This is a genomic window from Aquipuribacter sp. SD81 (assembly GCF_037153975.1).
GTDB lineage: Bacteria > Actinomycetota > Actinomycetes > Actinomycetales > JBBAYJ01 > Aquipuribacter.
Genome location: NZ_JBBAYJ010000002.1, coordinates 215,535 through 227,582 on the forward strand (window position 1 = coordinate 215,535; position 12,048 = coordinate 227,582).

Sequence of the window (12,048 nt, forward strand, 5' to 3'; positions counted from 1 at the left end):
AGCGGGCGGTGGTCAGTGGGCGGTGGCCGGGACGGCCTCGCGCTCGCCGGGCGCCACCGGGGCGTCCGGGTCGGCGAGGCGCCACGGGCGCACGACCGTCACGAGGACGACGAGGGCGAGCAGGAGCGCGACGAGGATGACGGCGCCCATCGCGAGGGCGTCGTTGCCGAGCACGCCGACCAGCGGCGACACGAGGGCCCCGACGCCGAACTGCACGGCGCCGAGCACCGCGGCCGCGGCACCCGCGGCCTCCCCGTGGCGCGTGAGCGCGAGGGCCGGGGCGTTGGGCAGGGCGAGCCCGACCGCGAAGAGCACCGCCCACAGCGGCAGGACGACCCCGAGCAGGCCGCCGGTCGAGGTCGCGGCGAGGGCGAGACCGCTCGCCCCCGCGAGCGCGCCGCCGACGGTGCCGGCGAGCAGCAGCGTCGCCGGCGACCAGCGGCGCAGCAGCACCGGGTTGAGCTGGGTCGCCGCGATGAGCCAGAACGCCCCCGCGCCGAACAGCAGGCCGAACTGCTGCTCGTCGAGCCCGAACTCGCCCTGGTACACGAACGACGAGCCCGCCACGTAGCTGAACAGCCCGGCCATGGTGAGACCCGCGACGACGACCAGGCCGACGTAGGCGCGGTCGCGCAGCAGACCGCCGTAGGTGCGCACGGTGGCCAGCGGCCGGCTGGAGCGGCGGCGCTCCGGGGGCAGCGTCTCCCGCAGCGCGATGCTGCCGAGCACGACGAGCGCGACGCCGTACAGCGCGAGCAGGGCGAAGACGCCCCGCCACGAGGTGACGCGCAGCACCTCCCCGCCGATGGTGGGCGCGAGGACCGGGGCCGCCCCCATGACGAGGAACAGCCGCGACAGCATGGTCGCCGCGGCACGGCCGGAGTACAGGTCGCGCACGACCGCGAGCGCGACGACCGCGCCCGCCGCGGTGCCGACGCCCTGCAGCACGCGCAGCACACCGAGGGTGACGATGTCGGGGGCGAGCATGATGAGCAGGGATGCGACGACGTGCAGCGCCGTGCCCGCGAGCAGCGGCAGCCGCCGACCGAAGGCGTCCGACAGGGGCCCGATGACGAGCTGGCCGAGCGCGAGGCCGACGAGGGTGCCGGTGAGGGTGAGCTGCACCGCCGCCTCGGTGGTCTGCAGCTCGGTGGCGATCGTCGGCAGGGCCGGCAGGTACATGTCGATCGTGAGCGGCCCGATCGCGACGAAGACGCCGAGCACGAGCGCGGTGCGGGCCATCGAGGGGGGTGCGTCGCCGGGGAGGCGGGGGGCAGGGCCGGAGGGGCGGGCGTCCACGGTCACGCCTGGCGAACCAGGGCACCGGCGCCCCTATTCCGCCGGGTGCACCGACGAACCCGGGGGGCCGGTGCCCCGGACCTCCGCGGGGCCGCGACGGTGCGGTGGCGGGCCGCCCGCTGCGGCGCTCTGGCACGGTGGGCGCCGTGGTGAGGACGAGCGAGGCGACGGTGGCCGGCGAGGAGACGTACCGCCTGGGTGAGGGTCCCCGGTGGGACGCCGCCGCCGGGCGCCTGCTGTGGGTCGACATCCACGCCGGAGCGGTGCACAGGGGCCGGCTGGACGACCGCGGCCTCGTCGAGGTGACGTCGCGGACGGTGCTCGGGGAGCAGGTCGGGGCGGCGCTGCCGCGGGAGGACGGCGGGCTCGTGCTGGCCGGGCAGGAGCACGTCCTGCTGCTCGACGCGGACGGCGCCGTCACCCGCGGCGTCCGGGTCGTGCCCGCCGGCAGCGGGCGCCGCTGCAACGACGCGGCCACCGACCCCGCCGGCCGGCTGCTCGTCGGCACCCTGTCGCTGGCGGGAGGCAGCACGCGCGAGGTGCTCGTGCGCCTGGAGGCCGACGGCTCCCTCACGACCCTCGACGACGACCTCGGCCAGGCCAACGGCATCGCGTGGTCGGTGGACGGGCGGCGGCTGTTCAGCGTCGACACCACGCGCCACACGGTCCTCGTCCGCGACCACGACCCGGCCACCGGGGCGACCGGCCCGCGCCGCGCGCACCTGGTCCTCGACGACCTCCTCCCCGACGGCATCACCGTCGACGCCGACGACCACCTGTGGGTCGCGCTGTTCGGAGCCGGGCAGGTGCGCCGCTACGCACCGGACGGCACGCTCGCCGACGTCGTCCGCGTGCCGGCGCCCAACACCACGAGCATGGCCCTGGCCGGGGACGACCTGCGGACCCTCGTCGTCACGACCGCGGCCGCGGAGCTCGACGACGAGCAGCGGCAGGAGCACCCCCTGTCGGGTCGGCTGTTCAGCACACGCGTCGACACCCCCGGCCTGCCCGCGACGCCGTGGCGCGCCGGCGCGTGAGCGCCGGCCCGACCGTCCGCACCCGTCAGACCGTGACCTCGAACCACACGCGCTGGCCGCTGCTGGTCCGCTGGCTGCCCCACGCGTCGGCGAGCTCGGCGACCAGCCGCAGCCCGCGGCCGCGGGTGGCCTCGTCGGGCACGTCGCGGGCGACCGCCCGTCCCTTGGTCCCGTGGTCGGCCACCGTCACGAGCAGGCGACCCTCACCGAGACGCACCGACAGCTCCGACGAGGTCCGCGCGTGCACGACCGCGTTCGTCACGAGCTCGCTCACCGCGAGCAGCACGTCGTCGCGGCGGGCCGGCACGCCCCAGGAGTCGAGGCACGCGTCGACCCAGGCGCGCGCGGCGCGCACGGCCGTGTGCTCCGTCGGCAGGGTCGTGCGGGCCGAGCGGTAGGCCGAGCCGGTCCGGGTCGCGGCCAGGACGGCCACGTCGTCCCCGCTCGTGCGCGCGTAGCGGTCGATGAGGTCGCTGCACAGCCGGAACGGGTCGTCGCCGGGGGCCGCACCGACCTCCTCGGCCAGGCGGGCCATGCTCGTCGTGAGCGACTCGTGCCGCCGCTCGACGAGGCCGTCGGTGACGAGCAGGAGCAGGTCCCCCACCCCCAGCTCGAAGTCCGTCGCCGGGTGCTGGTCCTCGGAGGGGCCGACCGGGGCCGCCACGCCGAGCGGCGGCCCCGGCCGCACGTCGACCCACTCCGCGGTGGCCTCGCCCGCGCGGCGCACCAGCGGTGGGGCGTGACCGGCGCTCGCCGTGCACGCCGTGCCGGTCCGGGGGTCGACGAGCACGTACGTCACGGTGACGAAGAACCCGGCGCTGAAGGCGTCGCTCGAGGCCTCCAGCGAGCGGAGCAGGGCGCTGCTCGCCGCGAGCACGCTCGCCGGCGCGGGGTCCGTCAGGGCCGCGGCCCGTACCGCCGTGCGGACCTGGCCCATGACGGAGGCCGCGACGACGCCGTGGCCCATGGCGTCGCCGATGACGAGCGCGACCCGGTCCTCCGACACCTCGAACGCGTCGTAGAAGTCGCCGCCGACGTCGGTGGTGCCGGGCGCGGGCTCGTAGCGACCGGTCAGCAGCATGCGCTCCGGCTGCGGCAGGGTGTCGGGCAGGAGGCTGCGCTGGAGCACCTGGGCCACGGAGCGCTCCTCCTCCAGGCGGCGGGCGCGCTGCACCGCCCGGACGAGCACGTGCACGCACCCGGTGAGCAGCAGCTGCTCGGCCAGGGCGACCGGGCCGTCGTGGCCGACGACGAGCGCGCCGAGGAGCCGGTGCCGGGGGCGCCGGTGGCCGCCCCGCTCCCCCGCCGCGGCCGCGTCGCCGACGCCCTCCTCGCCGTCCGGGTCCCGGTCGGTGACGAGCGGGAGCACCTGCAGCTCGCGCTGGTCGCGGTCGACCCGGTCGGCGCGGCGGTCGAGGACGGCGAGCAGCCAGTCGCGGGCCTCGTCGCCCGCGAGCGTGGCGCCGTCGACCACCGCCCGCCACGCGGCCGCCGGCACGGGCGGCAGCGCGTGCCACAGCGGCGGCAGCGGGTCGGGCGACTCGTCCGGGGCCTCGTCGACGAGGCCGCGGACCGTGACCGGCACCTCCCCCGGGCCGATCACGCACAGGCGCACGTAGTCCGCACCGAGCAGGCCGGTCCCGAAGCGGAGCACGAGCCGAGCGACGTCGTCCAGCGTCGCGGCGCTCGCCAGCGCGGCCGAGAAGCGGCCGAGCAGGTCGACGGCGTGCGCGGTCCCCGTCGTCTCGACGGCGACCGTCAGCATGCCGCTCACGGCGCCGTCGCCGTCGCGCACGGGCAGGTAGCCGCGGGTGAAGCGGCCCTCGCGCCGCCCTCCCGAGCGGTCTGGCAGCAGCGGGAGGAGGGTGTCGGCCTCGTAGAAGGTCTCACCGGTCGCGTAGACGTGGCGGACCCGGTCGCCGACCCCCGGCAGGTCCCACGCCTCGGCCCACACCTCGGCGGCCGGGCGGCCGTAGGCGTCGCGCGGGTCCTGCGTGAGGAAGGTGGCGTACGCGGCGTTGAACAGCAGGCGGTGCCGGGCCCCGTGCGCGTACGCCATGGGGACCGGGGAGACCATGACGAGGTCGAGCACCGCCCGCAGCGTCGGGTCGTCGGCGCCCTCGCCGAGCACGTCGCGCGCGACGGCCACCGACGCGAAGTCCGGCCACGGCTCGTGGGGGCCGCCGTCCAGCGTCGCCCGGGCGGCCGGCTCGACGGGTCGTGCCCTGTTCGGAGCGAGGGGGTCAACGGGCACGCCGGGTCCTCCGGGCACGTCGCCTCGCGGCGTCCTCGCCGACGGTCTCGCGGCGGGCATGATCGTAGCCCGACCGTGCGTCGACGGCCCGCCCCGACGTCGCGTCCCGACGTCGCGCCGCCGCCCGTGCCCGACGCGGGCTACGGTTCGCGGCGTGTCGGGCACGCGCGCCTCGGGCGCCTCGCAGCCGCCCGACGCACCCGGCGGCGCGCCCGGGCTGCCGGCACCGGTGTGGGTGCTGGCCGCCGTCGCGTTCGTCGTCGCCCTCGGCTTCGGCATCGTGGTGCCGGCCATCGCCCTCTTCGCGGACTCCTTCGGGGTGGGCCGCACCGCCGTTGGGCTCGCCGTCAGCGCCTTCGCGTTCTTCCGCCTCGTCACCGGCCCGCTGGGCGGCCGCCTGGTCACGCGCTGGGGCGAGCGGCCCGTGCTCGTCGCGGGCTGCCTCACCGTCGCCGTCACCAGCGGCGTCGCGGGGTTCGCGCCCTCCTTCCCGGTCTTCGTGCTCCTGCGCGCCGCGGGCGGGGTCGGCTCCGCCGCGTTCACGATCGCGGCGGTGACCCTGCTGCTGCGGGTCGCGCCCGAGCGGGCCCGGGCGCGGGCGACCGCGACGTTCCAGGGCGGCTTCCTGCTCGGGGGCATGGTGGGGCCGGCCTTCGGCGGCCTGCTGACCGACGTCGCGGTCTGGCTGCCGTTCGTCACGTACGGCACGACGCTCGTCGTCGCCGCGCTCGTCGCCCGCCTCGGCCTGCCCTCCCCGCCGCCGCAGGAGCAGGCCGCCGCGGCGGCCGCGGTGCCGCTGCCCGAGCGCCTGGCCGCGGCGCGCCGGCTGCTGCTGCACCCCGTGCTGGCCGTCGCCCTCGTCGCGAACCTCGGGGTCGGCTGGATGCTCTTCGGGGTGCGCAACTCGCTCGTCACGCTCTACGTCGTCGACCTCGGCGGCAGCGCGACGCTCGCGGGTGTCGTGCTGCTGCTCGGCGCGGTCGCGCAGGGCGTCACGCTGCGTCTGGCGGGCGGGCTGGCCGACACCCGCGGGCGTCGCCCGGCCCTGCTGCTCGGCTCGTGGCTCGGGGCCGGCTTCGTCGGGCTGCTCGCCGTGCCGGTGACCGGGACGGTCGGGCTCGTGCTCGCCGCGGTCGGCATGGCCGGCTTCGGGGTGGGCGCCGCGTTCCTCGCCAGTGCGCCCGGCGCGCTCGTCGCCGACGTCGGCCGGACCGGCGGCCGGGTCGCGGCGCTGCAGATGGCGAGCGACCTGGGCGCGGTCGTCGGCCCGCTCGCGGCCGGCGCGCTCGCGGACGCGAGCGGGTACCCGCTCGCCTTCGCGGTGAGCGCCGTCGTCGTGGGCGTCGCGGGCGTGGCGGCGCTCCGGATGCCGGAGACGGCGCCCGACGTGGTCGCGCGCACGCGCTGACCGGGCGGCGCCCGGGTGCCGCCGACAAGGGGCGGCGGGTCAGCAGCGGGCGACGAGCAGGCCGTTCCACATCGACGCGACCCGCACCCTGTGCGGGTGCCCGTCCTCGGCCGTCCGCCACCACCACGACGACGTGCGGAGGTCCGCCCGGGAACGGTGCCGCAGCACGTGCTGGCAGGCGCCCCACAGGTCGCTGCCGACGACGTGCGGTGCCACCTCGCTGACGCGGCCGCCCGTCACCGCCCCCGCGCGCGACCTCGCGGCGTCGTTCCACCACACGAGCCGCAGGTCGCGCTCCGCGACCACCGGGAGCAGCAGCACCGCCTCCTCGATGACGGCGTCCAGCGCCGTCCGGACCGCGGGCTCCTCCTCGGGTGCCGTCCAGCCCGCCAGCAGCGGCTCGACCCCGCCGCCGGGCAGCAGACGGACCAGCGACTCCGTGACCGTCGCGACCGCGGCTCCCATCATGCGCCGGTCGTGCCCGCTCATGCGGGTCGCCCGCCGCCACCCGAGACCGACCACGGCGACCAGCACGTCCTGCACGACGACGGGCAGGACGGCGCACGCGTGGACGTCCTCGTAGGCGAGCGCCGGCCAGCGGTCGGCGACCTCGGCGGCGTCCTCGACGAAGACGGCCTCCCCCGTCCGCCCGGTGTGCCCGACGGGCATGTCGATGCCGAGCGGGACCTGGTGCCAGCGGACCTCGAAGTCGGCGGGGAAGCCGACGGCGGCCACGAGGTCGAGCGTGCCGCCGGCCCCGATCCGCTGGACGACGAGCTCGTCGGGCGGCGCGGGCCACGAGCACAGCCGGGCGAAGGAGCGCGCGAGCTCGTCGACGGTGGCCGACCCGCGGGCGGCCACCTCCAGGAGCACGAGCCTGCGGTCGCGCTCCTCCCGCGACGGCAGCGTCGGCGCCGTCGTGGTGGGTCGCGGGTGCGGCTCGCCGGCCGCCCGGTCGGCGGGCGCAGCGCGCGGGGTGTCCCGCCGACCGGGCCGGAGCCCGAGCGGCGGGATGGTCGCCCTCCGCGGCGGGCCCGCGGTGCCGGCCGCGCCGTCGTCGGCGGCTCCGTCAGCGGGAGCCTCAGCGGCACCGTCGAGGGCACCCTCGACGGTGCCGTGGACGCGCCCGTCCGCGAGGGCGCCCAGGGTGGTGCCCGCGGTCGTCGTGGCCTGGACGGGGCGGACGGCACCCGCGCCCAGCCGCGCGAGCTCGTCGGCGGCGACGTCGACGACGCGCCGGTTGCTCTGGCGCGAGACCCGGCGCAGGTGGTCGAACGCCTCGTCCGCGTCCCCGCCACGTGTCGCCATGAGGGCGCCCTTGGCCTGCTCGATGACCGCCCGGCGGTGGCGCGCCTCCTGCAGCCCGGCGACCTCGTCCCGCAGGCGGGCGACGGCGTCGCGGAGCACGGACAGGTCCGCGTCGTCCGCGGTCGGACCGGCAGGGGGCGTCGGCACGTCGGCAGCCTAGGCAACGGGCCGGGGACCGTCGGCAGCCCGTCCGTCCGCGGGCGCGTCCGTGCGGACGCGCGGTCCGCCGGAGCCTGCGGCACAGTGACCGGGTGCGTCCCGAGCTCCCCGCCACGCCCCTCGGCGTGCCCGGGGACCGCACGGCGGCCGCGCTCGGGGACTCGTGCGACGACCCGGCCCTCGTGGCGGTGCTCGACACCGTCCTCGCCTCGCCCGTGCCGATGGCCTACGCCCACGGCCACGACCACCTGCTGCTGTACAACGAGCCGTTCGCGGCGCTGCTCGGCGAACGGCACCCCGGCGCGTACGGCCGGCCGGCCGCCGACGTGTTCGGGCCGGTGTGGGCGGTGCCGGGCATGGGCGACGCGGTGCGCCGCTCCTTCGCCCACGGGCTGCCCTTCTTCACCATGGACAGCCTCGTGCCCCTGGCGGGGTCGTCCCCGGAGGGCTCCCCGGACGGCGCCCCGCCGGTCGTGGACGGGTCCCGACCGCCCGCGCTCACCCGCGGCTTCTCGCGGGTGCGCGACCGCGACGGCCGGATCGCGGGCACGCTGCTGGTCGCGGTCGAGACGACGCACGCCGTCACCGCGGTCGACCGCGTGGCCGCGCTCGCGGCCGTCCTGTCCGACGCCGTCACGGTCGACGACGTCGTCCGCGCCACGTTGCGCCACGGTGTCACCGACCTCGGTGCCACGTACGTCCGGCTCGCGCTGCAGGACAGCTCGCGGGACGGCTGGGTGACGGTCCGCGCGTCCTCGGCCGACCTCGCCGACCCGGCCGCCGAGCGGCTGCCGCCGCTGTGGCAGCCGCTGCCCGGGCGGTCCGCCTCCGCGCGTGGCACGGCCGGGGGGGGCGACGGGGCGTGGGACGCGCTCGCCCCGCGCCCCGACGTGCGCGACCGGGTGCACGACGGCCAGGTGCTGCGGCAGTGGCTCGGTGACGTCGCCGACGCCATCGACCGGCAGGTGCGGTCGGTCGCGCTGTTCCCCTTCCGCCTCGCGCCCGGAGCGCGGCCCGGCCGCGACCGAACCGGGGTGCTCGCGTACGCGTGCGAGGACGTCGAGCCGGACGCCGCGCAGCTGCTCGTCATGGACGGCTGCGCGGAGCTCGTGGGCCGGGCCCTGCGCCGCGCGCGGGTGCTGGAGGAGGAGCGCTCGGCCGCCCAGCTGCTGCAGCGCAGCCTGCTGCCGGACAACCTGCCGCAGCACGAGCAGCTGCTCGTCGCCGCGCGGCACGAGCCCGGCGCCGCCCGGGCCACGGTCGGCGGCGACTTCTACGACGCCTTCCGGGTGTCCGACGGCCGTCTCGCCCTCGTGCTCGGCGACGCCATGGGGCAGGGCGTGCTCGCGAGCTCCGTCATGGGACAGGTCCGCTCCTCGATCCGGGCGGTGGCGCTCACCGACCCCTCGCCGCGGCACGTGCTGCGCACGAGCAGCGACCTGTTCGAGGGCATGGCCGACTCCAGCGACGCGCTGAGCGCCGGGCACTTCGTGACGGTCTGCTACGTGCTGCTGGACCCCCTGACCGGGGAGGCGTGCGCGGCCAGCGCGGGCCACCTGCCGCCGGTGCTGCGCCCGGCCCCGGTCGACGGCGTCCACCAGGCGCCGCGCCTCCTCGAGCTGCCCGCCGGGCCGCCCCTCGGCATCGCCGGGGAGCGCCCGGACCACGACTTCCGCCTCGAGGTCGGCGACCTCCTGCTCCTGCTCACCGACGGCCTCGTGGAGCGCCGGGACGAGTCGCTCGGGGACTCCCTGGACGAGCTGCTGCGGGTCGTGGCGGCGCACCCGGACGCCGACCCCCTCGCCCTGTGCAGCCAGCTGCTGCAGCACTACGGCCCGGGCACGAGCGACGACGTCGCGCTGCTGGCCGCCGCGCGCACCTCGGGGCGCTACCGGACGGCGCGCCGCGTGCTGCCGCCCGTGGCCTCCGCGGCGCGCGAGGGCCGCCGCTGGCTCGGGGAGGTCCTTCGGGGCTGGGACGTGACCTACCGCGTCGCGGACCTCGAGGTCGCCCTGTCGGAGCTGGTGACGAACGCCGTCGTGCACGCGCGCTCGCCGGCGGAGGTCACGGTGCGGGCCGGGGACGGCCGGGTCCTCGTGACGGTGAGCGACCGCGGGGCGCACGGCGTCGCCCAGCCGCACGAGCTGCCGCTCGGCGCGACCCGCGGGCGCGGGCTCAGCATCGTCGCGGACCTCGCCGACGCGTGGGGCAGCCAGCGGACGACGAGCGGGCAGCGGGTGTGGTTCGAGGTGGCGGTGGACCCGGGGGCGACCTCGGGCCTCAGACCCGGAGGGTGACCTCCATGGTGGTGACGGCGCCCCCGGTGAGCCGGGTGACCGGCTCCTCGCCGCTGTCGTCGAGCTCGACGTCGAGCACGCCGCCGCGCGGCGACACCTGCGCGGCGCGGAACGTGCGCCGGCCGAGCTCGGCGCACCAGTACGCGGCCAGGGTGCTGTGGGCGGATCCGGTGACGGGGTCCTCGTCGATGCCGAGCGCCGGGGCGAAGTAGCGGCTGAGCACGTCGACACCCTTCGCCGCGGCCACCTCGTCGGCGGCGGCGGTGACGATGACCCCGCCGAGCGGCAGCCGCTCGAGCCTGCGCAGGTTGAGGTGCAGGTCGCGCAGGTCGACCGCGTCGACGAGCACGAGGGCGTTGCGCTGCAGCGCCTCGGACTGCCCGGTGAAGCCGAGGAGCTCGTGGCTGACGAAGCCGATCGCCTGGTCGAAGCCGTCGGGGGCGCGGACGTCGGTGACCGGCAGCAGCGGCAGGTCGATGCTCACGAGACCCGGTCTCCCGGCGGCGGCGAGCCGACCGGACATCGTGCGGAACGTCATGGGTCCGCGCTGGCGGCCCGTCTCCAGGAGCCAGTGCGCGGTCGCGAGGGTCGCGTGCCCGCACAGCTCCACCTCGACCGACGGCGTGAACCAGCGCAGCCGGTACTGGTCGGGGCCGAGCGGGCTGACGAAGGCCGTCTCCGACAGGGCGAACTCCGAGGCGACGGCCTGCATCCACTCCGGGGACGGCGAGCGGCTGCCCTCCGGCAGCCAGACGACCGCCGCGGGGTTGCCCGCGAACGCGTGGTCGGTGAAGGCATCGACGACGGCGGCCTGCATGGTGACGCATAGTCGCAAACCTCACTACCGTCTGTCAGACGTACCCGCCGTCCGGCCCGTCTCGGCTCACCCGGCCCCGACGGCGGGGGGCGCGGTCTCCCCGGCGAGGTCGACCACGACGGTCGAGCCGTGCCGCTCGCGCCGGACGTGCAGCTGGCGGGGGACGCGACGCCGCAGCTCCTCGACGTGGCTGACGAGACCGACGACCCGACCGTGCTCCTGCAGCCCGTCGAGCACGTCCATCGCCCGGTCGAGCGCCTCGGGGTCCAGCGTGCCGAAGCCCTCGTCGACGAAGAGGGCGTCGATGCGGGTGCCGCCGGCCTCCGCGGTCACGACGTCGGCGAGGCCGAGCGCGAGCGCGAGGCTCGCGAGGAACGTCTCGCCGCCGGACAGCGTGCCCGCCGGGCGCTGCGCACCGGTCCACGCGTCGAGCACGGCGAGCCCGAGACCGGCGCGTCGACGGCGGTCCTCACCCTCGTCGACGTGCACGAGCGTGTAGCGGCCCTCGCTCATGCGCTCCAGCCGGCCGTTGGCGGCGGAGACGACCTGCTCGAGGTGTGCGGCGAGGACGTACGTCGACAGCGGGATGCCGCGGTCGTTGTCGCCCGCGCACAGGTCCGCGAGCGCGCGGGCGTCACGGGCCGCCTCCCGCAGCGGGTCGAGCGCCCGCTCGTGCGCGACGAGCCGGGGCACGGCCCGCGCGAGGCCCTCCAGCGACCGCTCGGCCAGCACGAGGTCGCGGGCGGCCCCTCGGTGCGCCTCGACCGCGTCCGCGAGCAGGTGCTCGGTGTCCGCGAGGTGCACCTCGGCACCGTCGACGTCGCGGGGCAGGTCCGGCGGCAGCCCGGTGAGGCCCGCCTCGACCGCCTCGAGTCGGCCGGCCACCGCGGAGCGCTCCTCGTCGTGGGCCGCGACCCGTCGACGCGCCTCGGCGAGGGCGGCCGGGGTGCGCGCGGCGGCGAGCGCGGCCGCCGGGTCGGCGAAGCCCGCCTCGAGCGCCGCCGCCCGGGTGCGCTCCGCCTGCTGCTCGGCCTCCTGTCTCGCCTGCACGAGCTCGCGGGTCGACCGCAGGAGCGCCGTGGCGGTGCGCTCCCCCTCGCGCGCGGCGGCGGCCGCCCGGTCGAGGCGGGAGTCGAGCCTGCCGCCCGCCCCGTCGTCGGTGGCCCCGTCGTCGGCGGCGAGCGCCTCGGCGAGGGTGCGGGTGAGCCGGTCGAGCTCCTGCTGCTCGCCGCTGGTCTCGGCCCGGGCCCGCTCGAGGTCGCCGGTCGCCCGCTCGACCGCACCGGCCACGGCCTCGCGCTCGGCCTCGAGGGCCTCGACGAGCCGGGTGGCCGCGTCGAGCCGGCGCCGAGCGGTCCCGGCCGCGGCCGTGCGCTGCTCCGCCCGGGACCGGCCCGCACGGACGTGCGCCCGCAGCGCCTCCTCGACGTCGCGCGGCAGGCCGGCGGCGAGCGCGGCGTCGGCCGGCA

The 12,048-nt window shown here is 77.8% G+C and carries 8 protein-coding genes; 3 read left to right on the plus strand and 5 right to left on the minus strand.

All coding sequences use genetic code 11. From position 1 onward, the window contains the following. Positions 1-12: 12 nt before the first annotated feature. A complete protein-coding gene (locus WAA21_RS02145; RefSeq protein ID WP_336921093.1) occupies positions 13-1,242 on the minus strand; it encodes a multidrug effflux MFS transporter in 1,230 nt (409 codons plus the stop codon). A 203-nt stretch (positions 1,243-1,445) separates the two neighbouring features. Here WAA21_RS02145 and WAA21_RS02150 point away from each other — a divergent pair, with 203 nt between their 5' ends. Then, entirely contained in the window at positions 1,446-2,336 is an 891-nt protein-coding gene (locus WAA21_RS02150) for an SMP-30/gluconolactonase/LRE family protein (protein ID WP_336921094.1), read from the plus strand. 25 nt (positions 2,337-2,361) lie between these two features. Here the strand turns inward: WAA21_RS02150 and WAA21_RS02155 are convergent, their stop codons facing one another. Next, positions 2,362-4,590: a SpoIIE family protein phosphatase gene (locus tag WAA21_RS02155; protein WP_336921095.1), complete on the minus strand. Its 2,229-nt coding sequence runs from the start codon at positions 4,588-4,590 to the stop codon at positions 2,362-2,364. 154 nt (positions 4,591-4,744) lie between these two features. On the opposite strand from WAA21_RS02155, the gene WAA21_RS02160 reads away from it, so the two are divergent. Beyond that, positions 4,745-5,998, plus strand: coding sequence for an MFS transporter (locus WAA21_RS02160; RefSeq protein ID WP_336921096.1), 1,254 nt, complete (start codon positions 4,745-4,747; stop codon positions 5,996-5,998). 39 nt (positions 5,999-6,037) lie between these two features. Here the strand turns inward: WAA21_RS02160 and WAA21_RS02165 are convergent, their stop codons facing one another. After that, positions 6,038-7,453, minus strand: coding sequence for an ANTAR domain-containing response regulator (locus WAA21_RS02165; protein ID WP_336921097.1), 1,416 nt, complete (start codon positions 7,451-7,453; stop codon positions 6,038-6,040). Positions 7,454-7,557: 104 nt separating this feature from the next. Between WAA21_RS02165 and WAA21_RS02170 the strand changes: the two genes are divergently transcribed. Next, entirely contained in the window at positions 7,558-9,762 is a 2,205-nt protein-coding gene (locus tag WAA21_RS02170) for an ATP-binding SpoIIE family protein phosphatase (RefSeq protein ID WP_336921098.1), read from the plus strand. On the opposite strand, the gene WAA21_RS02175 is transcribed toward WAA21_RS02170, so the two are convergent. Together WAA21_RS02175 and WAA21_RS02180 are read right to left on the minus strand one after the other, a co-directional pair. Then, on the minus strand, positions 9,746-10,579 hold the full coding sequence (locus tag WAA21_RS02175) for a PhzF family phenazine biosynthesis protein (RefSeq protein ID WP_336921099.1): 834 nt from the start codon (positions 10,577-10,579) through the stop codon (positions 9,746-9,748). The genes WAA21_RS02170 and WAA21_RS02175 overlap by 17 nt on opposite strands. A 66-nt stretch (positions 10,580-10,645) precedes the next feature. After that, a partial coding sequence (locus WAA21_RS02180; protein ID WP_336921100.1) for an SbcC/MukB-like Walker B domain-containing protein occupies positions 10,646-12,048 on the minus strand: 1,403 nt, incomplete at its 5' end.